The sequence below is a fragment of the Nocardia sp. CA-107356 genome, from assembly GCF_050946365.1.
Taxonomy (GTDB): domain Bacteria; phylum Actinomycetota; class Actinomycetes; order Mycobacteriales; family Mycobacteriaceae; genus Nocardia.
The window spans coordinates 6470479-6493014 of record NZ_CP191992.1 but is presented as its reverse complement, the minus strand read 5'-3'; the positions used below and the strand labels follow the sequence as shown (position 1 = coordinate 6493014).

Here is a 22536-nt window from a genome sequence, read left to right as displayed (position 1 = left end):
ATATCGATGGCCATCGCACCGATCGCCCCGTACTCGATGCCGGTCCGCCGGGATCTGCCCGACAACACCGTGCGGTGGACACTCGATCCGCGCCGCAGTGTGTTGCTAATCCACGATATGCAGCACTACTTCCTGGCCCCGTTCGGGTCGGATCCGCTGACCACCCTGTTGCGCAATGTCGTTGCGCTGCGCGATATGTGCGCGCACCTCGGGGTCCCGGTGACCTACACCGCACAACCCGGCGATATGACCGACGAGCAGCGCGGACTGCTCAAGGATTTCTGGGGCAGGGGCATGTCTTCCGCACCGGAGCACCGTGGCATTGCCGACGAATTGATACCGACCCCAGAGGATCTGGTATTCACCAAGTGGCGGGCCAGCGCCTTCCATCGCACCGAACTGCTCGAGTTCATGCGGCGCAGCGGCCGCGACCAGTTGGTGGTGTGCGGCGTCTACGCCCATGTCGGGGTGTTGCTGACCGCATGTGACGCCTTCGCCCATGACCTGCAGGCATTCGTGGTGTCCGACGCGATCGCCGATTTCACCGCGGACTACCACCGAATGGCCCTGACCTATGTCGCGACCCGCTGCGGCCGGGTGGTCTCGATGGCGCAGGCGCTCGCCGAACTCGGCGTACCGAGCGAGGTGGCGGTCGGTGAACGGTGATTTCACCGGCTCGGTAACCAGCATGGCCGAATTGATCTGGAGTGACACCTCTTTCGCGCTGCTGCATCGACCGGAGTCCGCACCGGCGGACCGGGTCGAACTGCTGATCGGCACGGTATCGGAGGTCGCGACCACCGCCGACCTGCCCGCACTGTCGGGCGCCGGCGATATCCCCGACGGCGCCCATGAACTGCTGGCCATCCTGCCGTTCCGCACCATCGGCGAGCGTGGCTTCGCCCATCACGACGACGGCGAACCGGTGCTGTGCCTGAGCATCGATCGACAGGGCACGCTCCCGATCACCCGGCTGCACCAAGCCGTCGCGGACTGGCCCATCGAGGTCGGTTCGGGTGAATTCGACCTCGACGATATCGAATACGCGGACCTGGTGCGGCGCGTGCTCGCCGAGGAGATCGGCCACGGCGCGGGCGCGAACTTCGTGCTGCGGCGCACCTGGCGCTGTGAGATATCGAACTGGAGCGTGCGCACCGCCTTGGCGTTCTACGCTCGGCTGCTGGCCAGCGAGACCGGCGCGTACTGGACCTTCCTGGTCCGCGCGGGCGACCGGATGTTCATCGGTGCCAGTCCGGAACGTCAGGTCAGCGTCGAAAACGGCACGGCGGCAATGACTCCCATCAGCGGCACCTTTCGCTATCCGCCGCAGGGCCCGACCATCGCGGGCCTGCTCGGTTTCCTCGCCGACGGGAAGGAGACCAACGAGCTCTATATGGTCCTCGACGAGGAACTCAAAATGATGTGTCGGATCTGCGACGAGCCGTATGTGCACGGCCCGCGGCTCAAGGAGATGGCCCATCTGGCGCATACCGAATACCGCATAGCGGGCCGCTGCGATCGCGACTATCGCGATGTCCTGCGCGAGACGCTGCTGGCACCGACGGTGACCGGCAGTCCATTGGAAAATGCCTGCCGAGTGATCGAGCGGTACGAGCCCACCGGCCGCGGCTACTACGCGGGCGTGCTCGCGCTCATCGGCCGTGACGAACTGGGGCAGCAGCGCATCGATTCGGCGATCATGATCCGCACCGCGGATGTGGACGGCGCTGGCAATGTCCGCATCGGAGTGGGTGCGACGCTGGTGCGCGATTCCGATCCGTTGGCCGAGGCTCGCGAGACGCGGGTCAAGGCCGCCGGTCTCTTGAATGCCCTGCACGGCCGCGGCCGCGGCGCGTCGGCTCCGGGCCTGTCCGCGGATCCCATGGTGTGCCGGGCACTTTCGGATCGCAACCGCCCGCTGTCGCCGCTGTGGCTGACGCCCGCGCCCTTCGCGCCGTCGCATGTGGGTCGCCGCGCGCTGATCGTCGACGCCGAGGACACCTTCACCGCGATGGGGGCCCGCCTCATGCGCGCCCTCGGATTCGATGTCACCGTCCACGAATTCGACCGGCCGTTCCTGCCGAACGCCTACGACCTCATCGTCATGGGGCCGGGACCGGGAGATCCACGCGACCGCGCGGATCGTAAGATCAGCCGCCTGTACGAACTCACCGAAACTCTACTGGCGGGCCATATTCCGTTCCTCTCGGTCTGTCTGAGTCACCAGGTGCTGAGCGGCATCCTCGGTCTCGAACTCGTCCGGCGTGCGGTGCCCAACCAGGGCGTACTGCGCGCCATCGACTGGTTCGGCACGCCGGAGCCGGTGTACTTCTACAACACCTTCGAGGCCAGGCACGACGGTGAGACCTTCTGGAGTCCGCGCTGTCCGGATCCGATCGCGGTCTGCCGTGATGCGCGTACCGGCGCGGTATATGGCCTGCGCGGCACTGGGTTTGCCTCGGTACAGTTTCATCCGGCCTCGGTAATGACCACGAACGGTTCGAGCATCGTGGATCGGATGGTTTCCGGACTGCTCGCGCGGTCGGTGGCGGCCGCCCCGATCTGAGTAGCGAGGCGCATTGACCGGTTTGTTAGCAGTCACTAACCTGGGAACCGTGAGCACACCAGCGAAAGTGCGGATGTCCGCCGACGAGCGGCGCGAGCAGCTCGTCACCGCGGCCATTGCCGAATTCGCGGTGGGTGGATACACGGCGACGTCAACGGAGTCGATCGCGCGTCGAGTGGGCGTTTCGCAGCCCTACCTGTTCCGACTGTTCCCGACCAAGAAGGCGATCTTCCTCGCGGCGGCCAATCGCGCCTTCGATATCGTCGAACAGAACTTCCGATCCAATGCCGCGGGCGAGACCGAACAGGAACGCCTGGACGCGATGGGGGACGCCTACATCGCGTTGCTCGCCGACCGACAACTGCTGACGTTCCAGCTGCATACCTACGCGGCCGCGTGTCTCGACCCGGAGATCCGCGAGTTGAGCCGGGCGCGCTATCGCCGCCTGTTCGAGCTGGTGCACGAACTCACCGGAACCGATCCCGAGGGCCAGGCCACCTTCATGGCATCCGGAATGCTGCTCAATGTCGCGACGGCCCTGGAGCTGGAGCTGCCCGAATAACGGCCTCGGTTCACCCCGGGCTCTGTCTCAGGGCACAGCCCTATTTTTTTCATGTCGAAACTAAGTGACCACTAACTAACTTAGAAGGAAATAACCGATGACAACCACGGACAAGCGCCACGTGGTGTGGACCTTTGTGGTCAGTGGCCTCGCGGTATTCATGGTGTCGCTGGACAACCTGGTGGTGTTCAACGCACTGCCGACCATTCGGACCGAACTGCACAGCGGCCTCGACGGTCTGCAGTGGATCGTCAACTCCTACACCCTCACCGAGGCCGTGCTGCTGCTTGCGGGCGCCTCGCTCGGCGACCGGTTCGGCCGCAAGCGCGTCTTCATCATCGGGATGACGCTGTTCACCGCAGCCTCGGCGGCGTGCGCGCTCTCCACGTCGATCGAATTCCTGGTGGGTGCCAGGGCGATTCAGGGCATCGGTGCTGCGATCATCATTCCGCTCACCCTCACATTGCTCGCCGATGCCGTGCCGCCCGCCAAACGCGGTGCGGCCATCGGCATCTGGAGCGCGATGAGCGGTCTGGCCGTTGGTCTTGGGCCGGTCGTGGGCGGTGCGATCACCGATGCCGCGTCCTGGCAATGGATCTTCTGGCTGAATGTGCCGATCGGTGTGGTGCTGGTGCCGATCGCGGTGCTCATGCTGAGCGAAAGTTTCGGCGCGCACGGACGTTTGGATGTGGTCGGCAATGTGCTGGTCGCCGTCGGGCTGTTCGGCGTGGTGTTCGGCGTGATCCGGGGCAATGAGCACGGTTGGACCAGTGCCGCGGTGCTCGGATCGCTGATCGCGGGCGCGGTGGTGCTGGTGGCGTTCGTCGCCTGGATCCTGCGCGCATCCGAGCCGATGGTGCCGCCCGTACTGTTCGCCAGCCGGGGCTTCACGCTGACCATCCTGGCCGGATTCGCCATGGCCGTCGGCATGTTCGGCGCGATCTTCCTGCTGGTGCAGTTCCTGCAAGTGGTGCAGCACTATTCGGCGCTGAAGGCGGGCGTGTACACCCTCGCCTGGACCGCGATGCCCACCTTCACCGCGCCGATCGCCGGGATTCTGATCGACAAGATCGGCGGAAAGCCGGTGCTGGTGGTCGGTTTGGTACTGCAGAGCATCGGGCTCGGGTGGCTGGCCGCCATTACCGATCCCACCGTGTCGTATGTGGCGCTGGTGCCCGCCTTTGTCATCAGCGGTGCTGGGATGGGCTTGTTCTTCCCGCCGATCGCGCGACTGGCGCTGGAATATGTTGCGCCGCAATACGAGGGCGTGGCATCGGGGGTTTCGAATACGGTCCGCAATCTGGGCACTGTGATCGGCATCGCGGCGCTGGGTGCGGTCTTCACCGCCTACGGCAGTTACACGACCGGCTGGACCTTCACCGACGGCTACCGACCCGCGGTATGGACCGGCGCGGCAATCCTGGCCGCCGCCACGCTGTTCGCGGTCCTGCTGCCCAGGCGAGTTCGGGTCGCCTCCGATGCCCCGGTGGCCGACGCCCCGGCCGCCCCGGCCGCAGCGGCCGTCACTGGATAACACGGTTCGCCAATCTAGTTGGGAGGCAGTGATGTTCGAAAGGCTCGGATACTTCGTCCACCGACGACGCAAGGCCGTGCTCGCGCTGACCGCGCTGTTCGCGGTGGTGGCCGGAATCTACGGCGTCGGGGTCTTCGGCGATATGGTGCCGAATGGCTTCGAGGCGCGCGGCTCGGAAAGTAAACAGGCGGCCGATATCGCGGATAAGGCGTTCCCGCAGCGGGCGCCGGACGCGGTGATCGTCTACCGGAGCAAGGATAAGACCGTCGAGGATCCGGCCTTTCGGCAGGCGGTCCAGAATCGGCTCGCGGCCTTGCCCGGTGGCGTTGTCACCGGATCGGTCGACTTCTGGACCACGCAGGCACCGGATCTGGTGAGCCGGGACAAGCACGCGACCTACGTCGGATTGAATCTGGCGGGCGCGGACGACAATGCCAAACAGGACAGCTACCTGAAGATCAAGGACCGGCTGGGTGCGGACGGGCTGGAGACCATCCGCGGCGGCAATGTCCCGGCCGGGTACGAGGCGGGCGATCAGGTCGGCAAGGACCTGGGCATGGCCGAGGGATTGTCGTTCCCGGTGCTGTTCATCCTGCTGGTGATCGTCTTCGGCGGTCTGGTCGCCGCCGGTCTGCCCTTGGTGGTCGGCGGCTTGTCGATCATCGGATCGATGGCGGTACTGCGGGTTTTCGCGCAATTCACCGATATCTCGGTATTCGCGATGAGTCTGGTGACCATTCTCGGTCTTGCCGTCGCGATCGACTATGGACTGTTCATCGTCAGTCGGTACCGCGAGGAGACCGAGCGCGGCCGCACCGGCGCCGACGCGCTCGCGCGCACCCTGGCCACCGCCGGACGCACGGTCGCGGTCTCCGGCATCACCGTCGCCGTGGCGCTGGCGTCGATGAGCTTGTTCCCGTTCGTCTTCCTGAAATCCATGTCCTACGGCGGAATTGCCGCGGTGCTGCTGTCGATGCTGTTCTCACTCGTCGCGCTGCCCGCCGCGCTGGCGGTGCTCGGGCCGCGGGTGAACGCGCTGGCGCTGTGGAAGCAGCGTTCGGTGATTCCGGGTCATGGCGGCTTCTGGTACCGGCTCGCGCATGCGGTGATGCACCGGCCCATCGCCGTGGCGGCGATCGCCACCGGCCTGCTGCTGGTTGTGGCCGCACCGCTGCTGAATATCGAGTTCGGTGCGAATGACGCACGGCAGCTGCCGAATTCGGCGCAGGGGCGTCAGGTGTACACGATCATGGAGCGAGACTTCGACGGCGACGGCGCCAAAACCATCGACGCCGTGCTGACTCTGCGGGGGCAGGCCGAGATGCCCGAGCAGCAGCGCGAATTGGCCGCCTACGCCGACCGATTGCGTGGCGTATCCGGGGTGCGCAACGCGCAGGTGAGCGGTGCGGTGGGCGATCACGCCAGGGTGTCGGTGTCCTATGACGGTGCGGCGGTATCGAAGTCGAGCCGCGACCTGCTGGACCGGTTGCGGCACCAGCCGACCCCGCCGGGCGCGAAGGCCTATTTCGGCGGTGAGACAGCGGCTTACGATGACGCCCTGACCAAACTGGGCGGCGTGCTGCCGTGGATGCTGATCTACATCGCGGTCGCGACCTACCTCCTGCTGTTCCTGGCGTTCGGCTCGGTCGTGCTGCCGCTCAAGGCGATCGTGATGAATCTCCTCTCGCTGTCGGCGACCTTCGGCATCCTGGTGTGGGTATTCCAGGAGGGGCACCTGTCCGGGCTGCTCGGTTTCGACCCGACCGGCAATATCGAACCGAATATGCCGATCATGCTGTTCGCCTTGATCTTCGGCCTGTCCATGGACTACGAAGTGTTCCTGCTGTCACGGGTCCGCGAGCAGTACGACAACCTGGGCGATCCGACCGCCGCGGTAGCGACCGGTGTGCAGCGCACCGGCCGACTGATCACCAGCGCGGCACTGCTGATGTGTGTGCCATTGGCGGCCATGGCATTCAGTCAGGTTCTCACCATGAAACTGTTCGGCGTCGGCATGGTGGCCGCGATCGTGCTCGACGCCACCATCGTCCGCATCCTGCTGGTCCCCGCGATCATGAAGCTGCTGGGCAACGCCGGATGGTGGGCTCCAGGACCGCTGCGCGCACTCTACGCGCGCATCGGCATCAAGGAATCCGACGGTGCCGACGAGGCCGATGATCCGAAGCCGGTCGAGCGGACGGACGCACCGGCACTCACCTGATCGCCACTCCGGTGGCGCCACACCCACCACTGGCTGCACGGTGGGCGTCGCCGGAGTCGGTGAGGTCATGCTGCACCAGGGGAACCGCACTGTAGGGCTCGTTCCGCAATGCCCAGCCACGTTGAGGTATCAATCAGCATCCGCCGATGGATTCGGTGGCTGGTCGGTCTGACCAGGCATTTCCATCCTGAACCAACGGCGGCGCAGCCGTCCTTCTCCTGGACAGCAACGCGAAACCTGCTGTTCGTCAGGGGGTGCCAGACTCGCCGCCGCGCGGCGGCGACGAGTTTCTCGTCTCGCCGCGCGACGGATTCAATTGTGCGAAGAAGAAGCAGGACTCAAAGTTGCGATACCGCTCGTTTACACGCCGTGCAGCAATGGTGACAGCGGTGGGTGTTATATGTACGGCACTGGCAGCGACGCCGTCGTCACCTTCGGCGGCTGAGCCGGGCATCGGTCCATCTGATGTGCGGCCCACTTCGTCGGTCGCGCCGGACGGTTCGCGGATCGTGGATATCCGCGTGATCGATGATCGGCATCTTGTTCTCACTGTTTTCTCGGCGGCGATGAACCGCCAATTGGCAGTGGAGGTGCACCGCCCTGCCGATACCTCTGCTCCCCGGCCGGTGCTGTATCTGCTGAGCGGCGGCAACGGTGGGAACGGACAGGCGTCGTGGGATCGGCAAACCGGCGCGACCGACTTCCTGACCACGAGGAATGTCAATGTGGTGCAGCCACTCGGTGGTGCCGGGTCCTATTACGCGGACTGGCGAGCGCCGGATCCTCGGCTGGGCGTCGTGAAATGGAAGACGTATCTGACCGAGGAGTTGCCTCCGCTGATCGATAGTGCACTGGGCACCAACGGGGTCAATGCGATTGCGGGGGTATCGATGTCGGGTACCTCCGTGCTGCAATTGCCGATCGCGAAGCCCGGCCTGTACCGGGCGGTGGCGTCCTACAGTGGATGCGCGCAGATCGCCGATTCCGTCGGTCAATCCTATGTTCGGCTCACAGTGGCCTATGGCGGTGGCGATGCCGCGAATATGTACGGTCCACCCGACGATCCGATGTGGGTCGCCAATGATCCGTATGCGAATGCCGCCGGGCTGCGCGGGATCGACCTCTACCTGTCGAGCGGGAACGGGCTTCCCGGTCCCTACGACAAGGTCGGGGACCGGCACCTCGTCGGCGGTGGGGACGCTCTGGTCAACCAGATACTCGTCGGCGGCGTCCTCGAGGTCGCGGTCGATCAGTGCACGCGCAACATGGCGAGCCGGTTGGCGGAGCTGGCTATTCCCGCGACCGTCGAGCTGCGTCCTTATGGCACCCACTCCTGGGGCTACTGGGGTGATGAGTTGGCGGCATCCTGGCCGGTGTTGGCGCACGGTCTCGGCGTGTAGACAACTCGTCCTCGGCTCGCTATGTCACCGTGCGATGGGTGCTCCGGCAGCCGCTTGTCCGCACTCGCCACACGATGTACCGGGCGCGGCCGCCGCTCGGCCCGATGTTCGCCGTCGCACCCGCCGGTCGGGATAGCTGTGAGCCGACGGCGAAAAGCGTGAGCCTCGGGCTGCCGCTATTTGTGCAGGTCAGCGCGAAATACCCGGAGGTTTCAGTGCCTCTCCGGCGGGTAGCCAATGATTCCCTGGCGGGCCGCCGGATGTTCTCGCAGACCTGCGGTCGACGACACGTCGGATCGGGTTCGGAAGGAGAACCGATATGCACTTCGCTGCGATTCTTGCCGACATCACGAACCTCGACCCGGAAATTCCACCGCTGTCGGAGCGGTTGATCACGCTGCTCGGGCTCGTCACCTGGCTGCATATGCTGGCCACCCTCACCGGCGTGGTCTGCGTCTGCGCTCAAGTCGCCTGGCAACGACGCAACAGCAACCCCATCAGATACACCACCGTGCTGCTGCGCGCTGGGCTCGCCGCTGCCGTTGTGGTAGGCGCTGGCGTGTTGCTGGAGTCCACACTCCAGTAACCGCCGCACAGTGGGGTACCTATCTTCATGAGCCTATGCTGGAACCTTCACATGGATGTGATGGTCATACCTGGGTCCGTATGAGGTGGAACACATATGCGCATCGGAGAGCTGTCCGAGCGAACCGGAACCTCCCGCCGGCTGCTGCGCTACTACGAGGAGCAGGGCCTGATCGTCTCGCAGCGCTGCCAGAACGGCTACCGCAGCTACGACGAGCGCCTCGTGGACCGCGTCATCCAGATCCGAGGACTGCTCGATGCCGGCCTGCCGACCCGCATCATCAAACAGATCCTGCCCTGCATCGATAAGTCGCGCTCTATCGTGTTCGACGACGCCACACCGGAGATGCTGGCACTGCTGGAAGACGAACTCACCCGCATGTCCCGGCGCATCGACTGCCTCACCCGCAACCGGAATGCCATCGCCGAATACCTCGACGCCGTACGCGCTCACATATAGCCCCATCCGATCGCGCAGATTCAAACCCTCCTGCGGGTCGGGCTCCGGTGCTGAAGTGGAAGGGACGCGCACGGTGCGCACCTTCCAGGCGATAGCCGGGTTCCCCGACACCGAATGGAGCACGTATGACCACAGAGCAGATCGCCGATCAGATCCGATTCGCCTGTGGGCATCGATGACCGCGATCGCCGCCGACCGCATCGAATCCGCCGTACAGGCATATTCGGTTGCGGCACAATTGGCTTCGGACTTCGTCCGGGAGGCCGCGGCGCGTGATCGCGGGCGGGAGTTGCCATTCGCCGAGGTGGATCGACTCGCGGCGAGTGGGTTGCTCGCGATCACGGTGCCCGCGGCGTTCGGGGGAGCCGATCTCCCGCCGAGCGTGGTGGCCGAGGTGGTGCGCATACTGGCGGCCGCCGACCCGAATATCGCGCAGATTCCGCACAGCCATTTCGTTTATCTGAACCTGCTGCGGCTGGCGGGTTCCAGGGATCAGCAGCAGCGTTACTTCGGTCAGGTGCTGGCCGGTGCCCGGATCGCCAATGCGCAGTCCGAGCGCGGCAGTGCGACCGTCGTCGATATCGCCACGACGGTCCGGCCGGTCGGCGACCGCTGCCGCATCGACGGCATCAAGTTCTACTGCACGGGTTCGCTTTTCGCGGATCTGCTCGCGGTGCTCACCCGGCTCGACGATCCCGAGCAGCGCAGTGGCCTGGCACCGGGGGAGTACATCGCTTATCTACCGGCCGATACGCCCGGCGTGCGAATCATCGATGACTGGCACGGTATCGGACAGCGCACGACCGGCAGCGGAACCATCGAGTTCGAGGGTGTCGTCGTCGAGCGGGATCAGTTGATCGCCCGCTCGGGGGCCGTGCACGCACCGACCGGATACGGTGCCTACGCGCAATTGCTGCACGCCGCGATCGACACCGGTATTGCCCGTGGCGCGCTCACCGCGGCAACGGAATTCGTGCGCACGTCGAGTCGGCCATGGTTCGAATCGGGCGTCACAAGGGCTGTCGACGACCCGCTGCTGATCCAACGCTTCGGTGAGTTGTCCGTAGAGGTGAGCGCCGCCGAGGCCACGCTCACCACCGCCGGTGTTGCCGTCGACGCCGCCGTCGGTGCGGCAGAATTCGCCGCCCCCGCATCATTGGCCGTCGCCACCGCGAAGGTACTCGCCGATCGCGCGGCCAACGAGGTCTCGGCCGCACTATTCGAAGTCGGCGGAACACGCAGTGCCGCTGCGGATCTGAACCTGCATCACTACTGGCGCAATGCCCGCACACACACGCTGCACGATCCCGTTCGGTGGAAGTATCAACACATCGGCAGGGCGCTGCTGCACGACACCGCGCCACCGCTGCACGGCGTGATCTGATCTGAGTGAGAAGAGGATACGGAAGTGACAGTGACGGTCGTCGTCGGCAATCCGAAGCCCGCCTCCCGCACGCTGACCGCGGCAACGCTGGTCGCCGATGGATTGCGTCCGGATGTGGCACCCGAGGTGATCGATCTGGTCTCCTTCGGCGCTGGTCTGCTGTCCTGGGGTGATCCGGATGTTGCGGCCGCCGTGCGCACGGTGGCCGCATCGGATGTGGTGGTCTTCGCCAGCCCGACCTTCAAGGCCACCTACACCGGTCTTTTGAAGCTGTTCCTCGAACAGTTCGAAGGCGGTACCGGCTTGGCCGATGTCGTGGCGGTGCCACTCATGCTCGGCGCGGGCCCGGCGCACGCACTCGCGCCGGACCTGCTGCTCAAGCCGGTGCTGGTCGAACTCGGCGCGACGGCCGCATTGCCCGGTCTCTACCTGTCGGACCGGACATTTCAGGAAGACGGCGCCATCGAGCGCTATACCACTCGCTGGCGCCCCGTCGCCGCGGCACTGAGTTCGAAGGCGGCCGATCATGGATGAACTATTGGAATTTCCATCCGATGGTGCCGGACTGCGTCGCGTATTCGCTAGCTTCCCCAGCGGTGTTGTCGCGGTATGCGCCGAAATCGAAGGCACACCACACGGTTTGGCGGTAAGTACGTTCGTTCCGGTCTCGCTGGATCCGCCCCTGGTGTCGTTCTGCGTGCAGAACAGTTCGGCCACCTGGCCCAAGCTGGACACCGCGACGAACCTCGGTCTGAGTCTGCTCGGCATCGACCAGGAAGATGCGGCTCGGGCGTTGAGCACTCGCAACGGCAACCGGTTTCGCGATGTGGACGTGCACCGCGGCGCGGCCGACGCGATCTTCATCGACGGTGCGACGGCGTGGATCGAAGGCGCGGTCGAGGCTCGAATCCCCGCGGGCGACCACACGGTTGTCATCCTGCGGGTCAACCGGCTGGCCGCTCGCGCCGATGCCGAACCATTGATCTTCCACGGCAGCAAGTTCCGCAGCCTGCATCCACACCGGGCGATCAGCGAGATCGCCAGCTGAACAGGTCCGAATCAGGCGCCTGGTGCATTGCGCAGTGCGTAGGCAATAGACGCGAACTCGGTCGCGGCCGCATTCACCACACGCTGCGTCAATCTTCGGCCATGGCCGCTGATATGGGCCCGTTGTCCCGGGAGGTTAAATCTTCCCGGGTGGAACCAATCCCGGCAAAGGTAGGATCGGGCTCTGCTGCGGGGCTATCGTCCACGGCGGCGGATCCGTCGACGGAGGCTGTGTCGCCAGCGGTGGCGGGATCGACGGAACTACCGGGACGTCAGGCGGAAAGTGTGGCGGCGTCTCACCCGGTTCAACGGTAATCGGCCCGTCGAGGCCGAGTTCGTGCTCCGCATCCGAATATGCTTGCTGCACCGCGTGTGCGGCATCGTCGAGGTCCATGGCCAGCTGGTACTCGACGTTCGCCGGAAGTCCGGGTCGGGCGGGCGATCCGTTCGTCGAATAGGACGCTTCCTGTATACCCATAAACGCTCGCAGCTTCGTCTCGAGGTGCTCGACCGTCCACAGCATTCGTGCGCGCGTTTGTTCGCCGACTGTGGCGACGTTGGACAGGGTCTCGCCGAGAAGTCGGTCGGCCTCGTGCCATGACGCGGCGCGAGACGACAACGTGGCGGTGGCCATCGTATAACCCCTTGCACCGCTACCGTTTCCGCTGACTGGCAACGACGGGGATGGGGAGGCCGGCGGAGGTGTAGGCGGCGGAACCGCGAATGACTGGTCTCCGGTGCTGTTCACCAACTGCTGTATCACATCTTGGATTTGCCTGATGAATCCGGCAAGTGCGGGTGAAGCCGCGGGCGGGACATCGAGCACTACTGGCCAGCTCGGCCCATCCGGCGGCGGCCTCACGACGTCCTCGTAACGACCTGGGACATCCGTCGTTCGGTCGGGTGAGCCGCGGTGAAAACCGCAGTGCCGTTGATCATTCGAATTTCCTCGTAGTCAGACGCCGACGCATGTTCGCAGCCTTCCGATGGCCTCGGTATGGACGTCGCGTTACCGCCAATCGACGGTCGTATTGCGCGGCCGCCCTTCCAATATAATACCAAACTGACATATTATGAAACCCGAAGAATGAGAGGCGTCGTGAATCTTGGGACCGGAGCCACTGGAACCATCGGCCGCCCGCTAGTGCGCAGCGCCACTGTTGAGATCATCGTGTCCGACGTCGAGCGTGCGGTGCTTGTGCGCAGGGCGGAGTCGCCGGATCGGCGCGAAGCCGAACGGCCTCGGATCGTGCTGGCTTGTGCTGAGGGGTATGCCGCATACTCCGCGACGTTCCTGTCCACCCCTCAGCCATCCATTCGTGGGGGGTGCTGGCAGGACGACCTCCACGCCGTCCGGCCCAGCTTCGCCGCCTCCCTCGACGTCCCCGCCACCGGTCCCGAGTAGCCGATTCGAGGGACGCTTATCGTTGTAATCCTGTGCCGCACAAGGCCAACCGTTTGCCGTTGTCCTGCTTTCGAAGGTGATCCGGTGAGATTCGGGAACCGTACGAGAGAAGTGCAGTTGAATGACACATGCCTGGGTTATGAGAAAGGTGCGGCACGGTATCGTCCGTCGACGGGCTAGGTGAAAAACCGGCCCCATATATAACTACCCGTTCCGGAATTCGCACCCGCGAAAACCTCATTTCGACATGGCCCGGGCGCTGACCGACCGCACTGAGCCGATATCGATGGCAGATCGGCCACCTATAGGCTGAACCGAATGGTCCGACAGGGTTTTGGCAGTTGATCACGACCGCTCCTCCGGTGTGATGTAGACCATGTCCGGTTGCGTATGAGTCTTCGGACTCACCACCCGGGCGTCAGGCACTGAGGAGAGCAATTATGGTGACTTCCGTCCGATCGGCAGATGTCGGCGGTGGGCCGGAGACGGTCCGGCAAACATCGGCCAAAGCGTGGGGACTGGTGCTATTCCTGTTCCTGTTCTTTACATTGAATTTCGCCGACAAGGCATTGATCGGGTTGGCGTCCTCGCGGATCCGGCACGATCTGCATCTGTCGGCCGGCCAGTACGGACTACTCAGCAGCGCGTTCTTCTGGCTGTTCGCGTTGGGCGCGGTGGTGCTGGCGGTCGGGCTGCGCAGAATTTCTTACACCTGGGGTGCCACGCTGCTGATGGCGTCCTGGGTGCTGACCATGCTGCCTTTGACCGTGCCGACCACCTTCGGTGTCCTGCTGGTCTCGCGCATAATCCTGGGATTCTTCGAGGGTCCGGCGCACGCGTTCTGCCAGTCCGTGGTCGCCGACCGGTTCCCGCCGGAGCGGCGGGCATTCGCCGGGGCGTTGGTCAACGCGGGCTCGTCGGTCGGTCCGCTGCTGGCGGCGCCGACGTTGACCTGGGTGATTCTCACCTGGTCGTGGCACGGTGCGTTCGGCGTGCTGGTCGCCATCGGCGTGCTGTGGATTCTCGGGTGGGTCTGGTATACCGACCGTTTGCCCTTCCGAGCCTCGTCTACTACGGAGAGTTCGGCCGCGCCCGATCCCTACGCCCATATCGTCGTGCCCTTCCACCGGCTGTTGATGTTGCGTAGCTTCTGGGGATTGGTCCTGCTCTCGTTCGCTTCGTACATGATCTCGTCATTGAAGGTCTCGTGGTTGCCCGCCTATCTGGCCGATGGTCTCGGCTATTCGGAGACCGTGGTCGGCGCCCTGTCGTCGATTCCGTACGCGGCCGCTGTCGTGGTCCTGCTGTCGGCGGGTTTGCTGTCGGGGCGGTTGCTGCGCCGCGGACGGAGTTCACGCATCGCACGCGGCGGTCTCACCGGCCTATATCTGGTCGGCGGTGGCGCGGCGATGATCGCGTTCACCCAGGTTGGTGCCGGTCTGCCGCAGTTGGTGCTGGTGGTGCTGGCGTTCTCGGTGAACAGTGTCGCCTTCTCGGTTGCGTTCGCCGGTGCGTCCGACTTCCTGCCGGCTCGCCAGCGGGTGGCCTTCTTCGGCTGCATCATCGCCGCCTACAGCGTGGCGGGCATCGTCGCTCCGTACGGACTCGGACTGCTGGTCGATAACGCGTCGACCCCCGCGGACGGCTACGCGACCGGATTCCTGGTCGTCGGCATCGCGGTCTGCGTGCTGGGTGTACTCGGTGCGCTGATGCTCAATCCGGAGCGCGCCCGGTCCGATCTGGAGCGATACAGCGCCGCAGCGGCCGGGGAGGGACGGTGACACCGATGCGCGGACCGTTGCACGGGATCCGGGTCGTGGATTTCGGCCAGTACATCGCCGGTCCCAGCGCCGGGCAGACGCTGTCGGATCTGGGTGCCGACGTCGTGAAGGTGGAGAACCTGCGGGGCGATCAGGCCCGCGGTGTCGGTATCTTCGGGCAGGCGATGGTGCAGGCCTACAACCGCGACAAGCGCAGTCTCGCCGTCGACCTGACCCGGTCGGAGGGAAAGGCGGTGCTGTATCGCCTGCTCGCCGGTGCCGACGTGCTGATCCAGAATTTCCGGGCCGGCTCGGCCGACCGGCTGGGCCTCGGGGTGCAGCGACTGCGCGCGCGGTATCCGCGGCTGATCTACGCCAACATCACCGGATTCGGTGCGCACGGCCCGTCGCGGGAGCGGCCGGGCCTGGACATCGCGGCACAAGCCGAATTCGGACTGATGCACACCACAGGCCCCGCGGACGGCGGCCCGCAGCGCGTAGGTTTCGCGGTCGCCGACGTCTCGGCGGCGAACGCGCTGGCCACGGGTATCCTGGCCGCGCTGTACGAGCGTCGCGAGACCGGCCGCGGGGCGCACGTGGAGACCTCACTCATGGAAGCGGTGCTGTCGCTGCAGGCCGCCACCTGGGGCGAGTACCAGCTCACCGGAGTGCCCCTGCGGCGCAACGGTAACGGGCAACCGAACGCCGCACCGGCGGCCGATCTCATCGAGGTCATCGACGGCGCCATCGTCGTGTCGGCGTACACCACCGAGAAGTGGGCGACGCTGTGCCGCCTGGTCGGGCGGCCCGATATGATCGACGATCCGCGCTTCTGCGACAACGGATCTCGGGTCCGTCATCGGGGGCAGCTGCTCGACGCGTTGAACGCGGCTTTCGCCGGCATGACCCGGGCGCAGGCAACGGGCCTGCTGCAGTCGGCGGGCATCGTGTGCGGAGCGGTTCGCGACTTCGACGAGATCGCCGCCGACGCGGATGTGCGGGCCGCATCGATTCTGGTCGACGTCACCGGTGCGGGGGGCGCCGAAATGACCTTTCCCGGAAGCGCATTCACCATCGACGGGCACCGCCGCACCGAATCCGCCGCAGCCCCCGCGGCGGGTGCGGACAGCGTGGGGATCCTGCGCGAGCTCGGCTACAGCGACGACGACATCACCGATCTGGCCGCGCGCGGCGTATTCGCGGTGCCGGCCCAGGAACTATCGGAAAGGCAGCACACATGATCGACCCCGCCATTCGGGCACTGGATTTCGACGCCTATCTCGGGCGGATCGCGGAATTCACCGACTCCGAACTGATTTCCGGCGAATCGGAAATGGTCTCGAAAGGTGCTGTGCCGCAGCATATTCTGAGCCGCATGGCCGAACTCGGCCTGTTCGGTATCTCGATCCCGCGGCGGTACGGCGGACTGGAATGGTCGATGAGCCAGCAGGTGCGGCTGACCTTCGAATTCACCCGCGCGTCCTGCGTATATCGCTCGCGGTTCTCGACGGTGATCGGCCTGTGCTCGCAGGCGGTACTCGACCACGGCACCGAGGAGCAGCGTCAGCGGCTGCTGCCGGCGATGGCGGCCGGGGAACTGGTCACGGCCTTCGCGCTCACCGAGGAGCACGCCGGGTCGGACGCGGCGCACCTGCGCACGACCGCCATCCGGCGCGGCGACCACTACGAGATCGATGGCAGCAAGCGCTACATCACCAACGCCGCCTGGGCCGACATTTTCCTGGTGTTCGCCCGGACGGATCCGAACGAGCCCGGCGCCGAAGGGATTTCGGCGCTCCTCGTCGACGCCGACGCGCCCGGTGTGCGTACCGCGCTGCCGGAGATCATGAACGGCCACGCCGAGGCACCGGTGGGCGAGATCGTCTTCCGGTCGACGCCGACCTCCGCCGGCAACCTGCTCGGTGGCGTACCGGGCCGCGGTCTGGTCCAGGCCCTGCGCGGCATCAACCACGCCCGGCTGCACGTGGCCGCCACCTGCGTCGGCCAGGCCACCCGCATGCTCGAGGAGACCACCCGCTACCTCAACGAGCGGCACCAGTTCGGTGGGCCGCTGTCGGATCTGGGCGCGGTCCAGGCCGACCTGGGCCGCAGCTTCGCGGAACTGGAGGCGGGACGATCGATGACCCTCGAATGCGCGCAGGCCTTCGACGCGGGCACGGTGCCGCGGTATCGCATCGCCGCCGCCAAGCTGTACTGCTCGGAGATGGCGAGCCAGGTCGCCGACCGCTGCGTCCAGCTGCTCGGTGGCGCGGGTGTCGTCGGTCCGCATCCGGTGCCCCGGATGTGGCGCGATGTGCGCGCCCTGCGGATCTACGAGGGCTCCTCCCCGGTGCACGAGCGCAACCTCGCCAAAGCCATGATCAAACAGGTCGCGGCCGACGGCACGCTGCCCGACACCTTCCGGGTGACGCGCCGGGACACGGCATGACGGGACGAGGACGGTAATGGAGATTCGGCAGCTGGAGTACTTCCTGGCGGTAGTCGAGCACCACGGGGTCAACCGCGCGGCCCAGCATCTGCACATCGCGCAGGCATCGCTGTCGCAGAGCATTCGGCAGCTCGAACGGGAACTCGGGCTGTCGCTGTTCCACCGCACCGGTCGCAATCTGGTCCTCAGTCCCGCCGGGGAGCTGCTGGTCGAGCCCGCCCGCACCGTGCTCACGGATGTCCTGGCCGCCCGCGACATCATGCGCGCGGCGCACGAGCTGCAGGTCGGGGCCATCACGATCGGGACGATGCCGGAGATGTCGAGCGAAGCGGTCGCGGCGTGGAGCCGGTCGTTCACCCGCCTGCATCCAGGCATCCGGCTCGACCTGGCGGAGTATGGCAGCGCCGCGCAGCTGTGCGAGGAGGTCCTGGCGGGGAACTGTGAGCTGGGCTTCACGACTTTTCCGGTCCCGAACGACAGCGTGTCCGAGGTCGAATTGGCCGTGCAGCGGCTGCTGCTGGTGCTACCCCCGGGCACCGATGTCGCGCGGGCCGAGTCGTTCCCGCTGGGCCGGCTGGACGACGTCCCGCTGATCGCGAGCAGCTCGGCGTTGCGGGAGAACAGCATGGTCGCGACGACGCTGCGCCGGGAGGCGGCGGTACCGCGCATCGTGGCCCAGGTGCCGAACCGGCACGCCCAGCTGACATTGGTCCTCAACGGCGTCGGGGGCGCGTTCCTGCCGTTGCGGATGGCGACCGGCGCGGCGCGTTCGGGTGCGGTCGTCCTCGAGACCCGGCCCGAGGTGCGCACCCCGTTCGGCATCGTGCACCGGCCCGACGCCCTGACGACCGCCGCGCAGAGTTTTGTCATCGAGACCAAGGCGACTCTCGATCGGTGGAACAACCGCATCGCCGCCCTGCGCAAGACCGGGGCGTCACTGCTGGACGCGGCGCTGCGCGCCGACGACGAACTGCACGATCACCAGGTATCCGCCGCGGGAATCGTGCCCACGAGTACGGAGTAGTAAGTGCCCGACCAGGAACCCGACTACCGTTTCACACTCGCCAACGAACGCACCTTCCTGGCGTGGATCCGCACTGCGCTGGCGCTGCTCGCCGGCGGCGTCGCACTCGGACAGCTTTTCGTCGGCGGCTTCGGCGAATCAGCACGCCGGGCGCTCGCGTCGATGTGCGTCGTCTTGGCGGTAGTCATCGCGGTAGGCGCCTTTGCACGCTGGCGGCAGATACAGGCGGCGATGCGACGAGACGCGCCACTGCCGAATCCGCCGCTGGTCCCCGTGATGGTCGGCGGTGTCGTCGCGGCTGCCCTGATCTGCGCGATATCCGGCGTGGTATGACCGACGCGATCCCACGCGAACCAGGCCTGCAGCCGGAACGCACCATCCTCGCCTGGCGCCGCACCATGTCGACAACCGTTGTGGTCGCACTGGCGTTCGTCAAAACGCTGCCCGGCGGCGGGCATCCGTGGCTGATGGGAGGTCTCGTCGCGCTCGGCGGTGTCGCCGTGGTCACTGTCGCGGGACTGTCGTTACGCCACACCCGGTATCGCAACAACCCGGCGCACGCCGGCACCGTGCCGACGCTGCTCGCCGGTCTGCTGTGTCTCGGGGTGGTGGTCGGCGCGATCTGCTGTGGTGTCGATCTGCTGACCGTTCGCGTCGGCTAACTGGCTAGGTGCGGCTGGGGGCGGTTCCGCCGGGGAAGGTGGCTCCGCGGGCGGCGGCGTATTCGGCCTGGACCTTGTAGTAGCGGGTGTCCGGGCCGTAGGCGGCGTAGAAGACGAAGCCCCGCGTGTCGGGGTCGGCGAATGGTGCGCCGTCGACGAAGCGGTTCAGGACCGGATCGAGGTGGGTCGGGAAGCTCGACGGCTCGCAGCGGACCGGGAAGCAGATGCGCTGCATGCGCGGTGACGTCCAGGAGAAGGTGCGGTAGAGGTTGAAGGTGCGGCCGAGCAGTGCCAGTTCGGTGTCCGCGGCCGGGGTGAAGTCGAGTTCGGCCAGGATTGCGGCGATATCCGCGGGAGCAAGGGTGCCCGGCGCGAAGACGTTCGAGTAGAGATTCAACGTGCGGGCGTCGAAATCGACTGCCAGTATGCCGATTTGGCCGCCATAGCGGGAAAGGTGCTCGGCGTTGGCCCGTACCGACTCGGGAATCGCGGCGAAGCCGAGAATCCGCTCCACGCTGAGCAATTCGGGGAAGACGAGCCAGATCTTCTGCACCCCACCGGCCAGTGCGAGATCGACACCCGAGCGGACCGGCACGGCGGCCGAGATCTCGGCGAGCAGCTGCTCCATCGGATGACCGGTGTAGGTGAGAAGTCCAGCACCGCGCAGTCTTTCGATCAGGTCGGTGGGATCACCCGGATGCATCACCCGAGCATTGACCTCGCGCTCGGGCACCGGATGCGTGGTCGTGCGCACACCGACGACGGAGTTGGTCCATAGATCGGCGAGCGTGTCCAGCACGGGATCCACGACCGCCGGGTCATAGCGAACCTCGGCTAGGCGCGCATACTCCTGCAGGTCCCTCCGGAGTCGATCGAGTGTGAGTGTGGCGGATGCGGTCATGAGCTCCATGGTCCCGCAGATGGCTGGCAGACTGCAGTACTTCTCGCGATTGCACGATCAGGGTGTGGCGAGTCTGTCCCATTGCATGCGCGGGTCCTCGTTGCCGAAGTCGTTGCGAATGGTGACATAGGACGTCCCGGCGGCATAGGGCACGCTCAGTTTCCGGTCATCGACCTGGGCCCGATAGATCTCGCTGCCGGTGTGGTCCGGGAAGATGATGTATTCGATGGTGAAGGACTGGCGGTAGTTCGCTTGATCGCAGATCCCGAGGAAGGCCAGACCCCAACCGCCCGAAGCATTTTCGATGCACCGATGTTGACCCCGCGAGTTCACTTCATAGGTGCTGTAAGCGATCGTGTCCTGGCCGGTGGTGGCGCGCAGCCACCACTGGCGTCGATCGCTGGCGTTGCATGCGGCGAATCGGGCGGTGCCGCTGATTCCGTTGTTGGGATCGTCCTGGGTCGTCGCGCACATGCCGACACCCCGGTTGTACAGCAGCCAATAGCCGAACTCGGCGTGCGCGGAACCGGCCGCGCCGACCGTGGTGGTGACGGCCGTGGCGGCCAATGCCATGACGGCCATCCGGACGGCGGAAAGAGTCGTGATCGAGCGCTTCATTTGTATGTCCTTCGGATAGATATCGGATTCGATCAGTCGGCGAGCATCCACGCACGATGGCCGCTGCGGAGTCGAAGCAGGAATTCGACGGTCCGCACTGTCCATTCCGCTCGCTCGCGCACTCGGGCCTCGATCCGCTCGACCAAAGGACTGATCCCATAAGGTCATCGAATGCGCCGCCGTGGCGCGCGGTTGTCTAGTTCTGGACACTTACCCGGGTGTTGCAGGTGTAACGAAGCTGCGCTGGATCGGTCCTGGCATTCAGTTCCGGAAGCCGTTGCAGCGCAGCGATATCGGTGGTAAGTGGCGCGTCGCCAGCACCGATTTCCGTTGTGCTCGTGGTCATTTCGCTTCCTCTCATCGATATGAATATGCGATCAAGTGGACGATGTCCGAGAGCGCCCCTTTCCGCCCGCCTGCCGGTTATCGCCGCTGGCGTCCGCCGGAGCAGGCGAAGTGAATCCTTTCCCGCGGGAGTTTCACGGCGATTTCAATGGCGTCTCACCGGATCCGGAGATGACTGGCCGACACAGCGGCTTGACCCTGACGCTACGTAAGGCTCCACGATGTCGTGGTGAGCGAAACCTACTCCGCATTCGATATCAGTCCGGTGCCCGTGCCCGCCCTCGACGCGGTGGCGCCGGAGCTTTTCCGCGGCCTCTACGGGATGCCGATGTTCGTTACGGTGCCGACGCCCGATCTGCCCGCGTCCGTTGACTTCTGGATTCGCGGACTCGGCTTCTTCGACCTGTTCACCATTCCCGGGCGGCTCACGCACCTGCGGCGTTGGGCGTTCCAGGATGTCTTGCTCGTATCGGACGACCGTCCGGCCGAGGCGACGGCGCTGAGCGTGAGCTTCGCATGCGTGCTGAGTCAGCTCGAGGAGATCGCGGCCGCGTGTGAGGAAATGCTGCCCGGTTGCACGACGGGGCCGCGGATGATGCCGTGGAACTCGGTCGAGCTGGAGGTCCGCACGCCGGACAACACTCGGGTGATCATGACGGCGGCACGCCCGTACGACCCGAACAGCGTCGAGGCCGAGTATCTGCGATCCATAGGAATCGAAGCGCCGGGCGCATGAGGCCGTCGGTGGCATCGCATGGCGTGACTGTCAGAGTGGAGGGTGTGAATCTCGATGACGCCGCTGGCCTTACCGTCGGCGCCGCGGCATCCCGGGTGGGCGTTACGATCCGGGCACTGCACCATTGGGATGCGATCGGGCTGGTCCGCCCGTCCGACCGCACGGACGCCGGGTACCGGCTCTACACGGCCGCGGATCTCGCGCGGATCCAGCGCGTGCTCACCTATCGCGAGCTGGGCGTACCTCTCGATGACATCAAGTCGCTGTTGGACGATCCGGCCATCGCTACGGCATCGCTGCAAGAGCAGCGCGACTCGCTTCGTGCGCGTGCGGCCCGCCTGCACCAGATGGCGGATGCCATGGACCGTGTGATCGAAGCCAGAAAGTCCGGGATCCTGCTGGCGGCCGACGAGCAGGTCGAGATCTTCGGTCGGCACTGGCAACCGACCTGGGCCGCGCAAGCACACGACCGCTGGGGTGACACCGACCAGTGGGCCCAGTACGCCGAACGCGCCGCGGGCAGAACCGCTGAACACTGGCAACAGATCGCCGATGGCGTCGAGGCACTGAACGCGGATCTGGCTGCGGCCCACCGCGCCGGAGTGCTCCCCGGAAGCGATCGGGCCAACGCCCTGGCCGAGCGGCACCGCGCATCGATCGATATCTACTTCGACTGCACCCACTCGATGCACGTCTGCATAGGCCGGAAGTACAGCGCCGACCCAGAATTCGCCGCTTTCTACGATGCCATCGAGCCCGGACTCACCACCTGGCTTCGCGACATCATCGATGCCAACGCTCGCGCCAACGGGATCGCCCCGGAATCAGCGACCTGGGTCTGAGGCCGCCTCGGTTCGCTGGCTGACCATGCACAGCC

General features: G+C 65.7%; 24 protein-coding genes. 20 read left to right on the top strand and 4 right to left on the bottom strand.

From position 1 onward, the window contains the following. Nucleotides 1–6 precede the first annotated feature (6 nt). The 11 genes from ACQP1G_RS29455 to ACQP1G_RS29405 all read left to right on the top strand — a co-directional run bounded on the left by ACQP1G_RS29455 (nt 7) and on the right by ACQP1G_RS29405 (nt 11760). Nucleotides 7–666 (top strand): isochorismatase family protein, encoded by a 660-nt coding sequence (locus ACQP1G_RS29455; RefSeq protein WP_433192808.1) that lies wholly within the window; start codon nt 7–9, stop codon nt 664–666. Beyond that, nucleotides 656–2566, top strand: a complete 1911-nt coding sequence (locus ACQP1G_RS29450) for an anthranilate synthase family protein (RefSeq protein ID WP_433192807.1) — start codon at nt 656–658, stop codon at nt 2564–2566. Before ACQP1G_RS29455 ends, ACQP1G_RS29450 begins: the two co-directional genes overlap by 11 nt. 49 nt (nt 2567–2615) lie before the next feature. Further along, nucleotides 2616–3128 carry a TetR/AcrR family transcriptional regulator gene (locus ACQP1G_RS29445; protein WP_433192806.1) on the top strand — a complete coding sequence of 171 codons (513 nt, stop codon included), beginning with the start codon at nt 2616–2618 and terminating at the stop codon, nt 3126–3128. Between the two features lie 97 nt (nt 3129–3225). After that, complete coding sequence (locus ACQP1G_RS29440; RefSeq protein ID WP_433192805.1) at nt 3226–4662, top strand: DHA2 family efflux MFS transporter permease subunit; 1437 nt, start codon at nt 3226–3228, stop codon at nt 4660–4662. A 31-nt stretch (nt 4663–4693) separates the two neighbouring features. After that, entirely contained in the window at nt 4694–6883 is a 2190-nt protein-coding gene (locus tag ACQP1G_RS29435; protein ID WP_433192804.1) for an MMPL family transporter, read from the top strand. 377 nt (nt 6884–7260) lie between these two features. Continuing rightward, nucleotides 7261–8283, top strand: coding sequence for an alpha/beta hydrolase (locus ACQP1G_RS29430; protein WP_433192803.1), 1023 nt, complete (start codon nt 7261–7263; stop codon nt 8281–8283). Nucleotides 8284–8602: 319 nt separating this feature from the next. Next, entirely contained in the window at nt 8603–8869 is a 267-nt protein-coding gene (locus ACQP1G_RS29425) for a hypothetical protein (protein ID WP_433192802.1), read from the top strand. Nucleotides 8870–8965: 96 nt separating this feature from the next. Continuing rightward, on the top strand, nt 8966–9328 hold the full coding sequence (locus tag ACQP1G_RS29420) for a MerR family transcriptional regulator (protein WP_433192801.1): 363 nt from the start codon (nt 8966–8968) through the stop codon (nt 9326–9328). Nucleotides 9329–9503: 175 nt separating this feature from the next. Continuing rightward, complete coding sequence (locus ACQP1G_RS29415; protein WP_433208917.1) at nt 9504–10712, top strand: SfnB family sulfur acquisition oxidoreductase; 1209 nt, start codon at nt 9504–9506, stop codon at nt 10710–10712. A gap of 24 nt (nt 10713–10736) precedes the next feature. Then, complete coding sequence (locus tag ACQP1G_RS29410) at nt 10737–11246, top strand: NADPH-dependent FMN reductase (protein ID WP_433192800.1); 510 nt, start codon at nt 10737–10739, stop codon at nt 11244–11246. Next, nucleotides 11239–11760 carry a flavin reductase family protein gene (locus ACQP1G_RS29405; protein ID WP_433192799.1) on the top strand — a complete coding sequence of 174 codons (522 nt, stop codon included), beginning with the start codon at nt 11239–11241 and terminating at the stop codon, nt 11758–11760. The genes ACQP1G_RS29410 and ACQP1G_RS29405 overlap by 8 nt, the downstream gene beginning before the upstream one ends. A gap of 135 nt (nt 11761–11895) precedes the next feature. On the opposite strand, the gene ACQP1G_RS29400 is transcribed toward ACQP1G_RS29405, so the two are convergent. Further along, nucleotides 11896–12393 (bottom strand): hypothetical protein, encoded by a 498-nt coding sequence (locus ACQP1G_RS29400; protein WP_433192798.1) that lies wholly within the window; start codon nt 12391–12393, stop codon nt 11896–11898. A gap of 465 nt (nt 12394–12858) precedes the next feature. Here ACQP1G_RS29400 and ACQP1G_RS29395 point away from each other — a divergent pair, with 465 nt between their 5' ends. The 7 genes from ACQP1G_RS29395 to ACQP1G_RS29365 all read left to right on the top strand — a co-directional run bounded on the left by ACQP1G_RS29395 (nt 12859) and on the right by ACQP1G_RS29365 (nt 19059). Continuing rightward, nucleotides 12859–13164 (top strand): hypothetical protein, encoded by a 306-nt coding sequence (locus ACQP1G_RS29395; RefSeq protein WP_433192797.1) that lies wholly within the window; start codon nt 12859–12861, stop codon nt 13162–13164. A gap of 440 nt (nt 13165–13604) precedes the next feature. After that, nucleotides 13605–14945, top strand: coding sequence for an MFS transporter (locus ACQP1G_RS29390; RefSeq protein WP_433192796.1), 1341 nt, complete (start codon nt 13605–13607; stop codon nt 14943–14945). Nucleotides 14946–14950: 5 nt separating this feature from the next. Then, nucleotides 14951–16165 (top strand): CaiB/BaiF CoA transferase family protein, encoded by a 1215-nt coding sequence (locus ACQP1G_RS29385; protein WP_433192795.1) that lies wholly within the window; start codon nt 14951–14953, stop codon nt 16163–16165. Then, complete coding sequence (locus ACQP1G_RS29380) at nt 16162–17373, top strand: acyl-CoA dehydrogenase family protein (protein ID WP_433192794.1); 1212 nt, start codon at nt 16162–16164, stop codon at nt 17371–17373. Before ACQP1G_RS29385 ends, ACQP1G_RS29380 begins: the two co-directional genes overlap by 4 nt. Nucleotides 17374–17389: 16 nt before the next feature. Beyond that, the gene (locus ACQP1G_RS29375; protein WP_433192793.1) at nt 17390–18397 is read left to right on the top strand and encodes a LysR family transcriptional regulator; all 1008 of its coding nucleotides are present in this window, start codon (nt 17390–17392) and stop codon (nt 18395–18397) included. A 3-nt stretch (nt 18398–18400) separates the two neighbouring features. Next, a complete protein-coding gene (locus tag ACQP1G_RS29370) occupies nt 18401–18730 on the top strand; it encodes a YidH family protein (RefSeq protein WP_433192792.1) in 330 nt (109 codons plus the stop codon). Beyond that, a complete protein-coding gene (locus ACQP1G_RS29365; protein WP_433192791.1) occupies nt 18727–19059 on the top strand; it encodes a DUF202 domain-containing protein in 333 nt (110 codons plus the stop codon). The genes ACQP1G_RS29370 and ACQP1G_RS29365 overlap by 4 nt, the downstream gene beginning before the upstream one ends. Before the next feature lie 4 nt (nt 19060–19063). On the opposite strand, the gene ACQP1G_RS29360 is transcribed toward ACQP1G_RS29365, so the two are convergent. The 3 genes from ACQP1G_RS29360 to ACQP1G_RS29350 all read right to left on the bottom strand — a co-directional run bounded on the left by ACQP1G_RS29360 (nt 19064) and on the right by ACQP1G_RS29350 (nt 20924). Then, complete coding sequence (locus tag ACQP1G_RS29360; RefSeq protein ID WP_433192790.1) at nt 19064–19960, bottom strand: aromatic prenyltransferase; 897 nt, start codon at nt 19958–19960, stop codon at nt 19064–19066. A 57-nt stretch (nt 19961–20017) separates the two neighbouring features. Beyond that, nucleotides 20018–20578 carry a hypothetical protein gene (locus ACQP1G_RS29355; protein WP_433192789.1) on the bottom strand — a complete coding sequence of 187 codons (561 nt, stop codon included), beginning with the start codon at nt 20576–20578 and terminating at the stop codon, nt 20018–20020. Between the two features lie 196 nt (nt 20579–20774). Beyond that, on the bottom strand, nt 20775–20924 hold the full coding sequence (locus ACQP1G_RS29350) for a hypothetical protein (RefSeq protein ID WP_433192788.1): 150 nt from the start codon (nt 20922–20924) through the stop codon (nt 20775–20777). 228 nt (nt 20925–21152) lie between these two features. Here ACQP1G_RS29350 and ACQP1G_RS29345 point away from each other — a divergent pair, with 228 nt between their 5' ends. Continuing rightward, nucleotides 21153–21659, top strand: coding sequence for a VOC family protein (locus ACQP1G_RS29345; RefSeq protein ID WP_433192787.1), 507 nt, complete (start codon nt 21153–21155; stop codon nt 21657–21659). 44 nt (nt 21660–21703) lie between these two features. Further along, nucleotides 21704–22501, top strand: coding sequence for a MerR family transcriptional regulator (locus ACQP1G_RS29340; RefSeq protein ID WP_433192786.1), 798 nt, complete (start codon nt 21704–21706; stop codon nt 22499–22501). The last annotated feature ends 35 nt before the right edge of the window (nt 22502–22536 follow it).

What these genes read in the sequence shown, in the direction of transcription:
- ACQP1G_RS29455 (WP_433192808.1), top strand. Translation starts at nt 7, where the DNA reads ATGGCCATCGCACCGATCGCCCCGTACTCGATGCCGGTCCGCCGGGAT.
- ACQP1G_RS29440 (WP_433192805.1), top strand. Translation starts at nt 3,226, where the DNA reads ATGACAACCACGGACAAGCGCCACGTGGTGTGGACCTTTGTGGTCAGT.
- ACQP1G_RS29435 (WP_433192804.1), top strand. Translation starts at nt 4,694, where the DNA reads ATGTTCGAAAGGCTCGGATACTTCGTCCACCGACGACGCAAGGCCGTG.
- ACQP1G_RS29430 (WP_433192803.1), top strand. Translation starts at nt 7,261, where the DNA reads ATGGTGACAGCGGTGGGTGTTATATGTACGGCACTGGCAGCGACGCCG.
- ACQP1G_RS29425 (WP_433192802.1), top strand. Translation starts at nt 8,603, where the DNA reads ATGCACTTCGCTGCGATTCTTGCCGACATCACGAACCTCGACCCGGAA.
- ACQP1G_RS29420 (WP_433192801.1), top strand. Translation starts at nt 8,966, where the DNA reads ATGCGCATCGGAGAGCTGTCCGAGCGAACCGGAACCTCCCGCCGGCTG.
- ACQP1G_RS29415 (WP_433208917.1), top strand. Translation starts at nt 9,504, where the DNA reads ATGACCGCGATCGCCGCCGACCGCATCGAATCCGCCGTACAGGCATAT.
- ACQP1G_RS29405 (WP_433192799.1), top strand. Translation starts at nt 11,239, where the DNA reads ATGGATGAACTATTGGAATTTCCATCCGATGGTGCCGGACTGCGTCGC.
- ACQP1G_RS29400 (WP_433192798.1), bottom strand. Translation starts at nt 12,393, where the DNA reads ATGGCCACCGCCACGTTGTCGTCTCGCGCCGCGTCATGGCACGAGGCC.
- ACQP1G_RS29390 (WP_433192796.1), top strand. Translation starts at nt 13,605, where the DNA reads ATGGTGACTTCCGTCCGATCGGCAGATGTCGGCGGTGGGCCGGAGACG.
- ACQP1G_RS29385 (WP_433192795.1), top strand. Translation starts at nt 14,951, where the DNA reads ATGCGCGGACCGTTGCACGGGATCCGGGTCGTGGATTTCGGCCAGTAC.
- ACQP1G_RS29380 (WP_433192794.1), top strand. Translation starts at nt 16,162, where the DNA reads ATGATCGACCCCGCCATTCGGGCACTGGATTTCGACGCCTATCTCGGG.
- ACQP1G_RS29375 (WP_433192793.1), top strand. Translation starts at nt 17,390, where the DNA reads ATGGAGATTCGGCAGCTGGAGTACTTCCTGGCGGTAGTCGAGCACCAC.
- ACQP1G_RS29365 (WP_433192791.1), top strand. Translation starts at nt 18,727, where the DNA reads ATGACCGACGCGATCCCACGCGAACCAGGCCTGCAGCCGGAACGCACC.
- ACQP1G_RS29360 (WP_433192790.1), bottom strand. Translation starts at nt 19,960, where the DNA reads ATGACCGCATCCGCCACACTCACACTCGATCGACTCCGGAGGGACCTG.
- ACQP1G_RS29355 (WP_433192789.1), bottom strand. Translation starts at nt 20,578, where the DNA reads ATGAAGCGCTCGATCACGACTCTTTCCGCCGTCCGGATGGCCGTCATG.
- ACQP1G_RS29350 (WP_433192788.1), bottom strand. Translation starts at nt 20,924, where the DNA reads ATGACCACGAGCACAACGGAAATCGGTGCTGGCGACGCGCCACTTACC.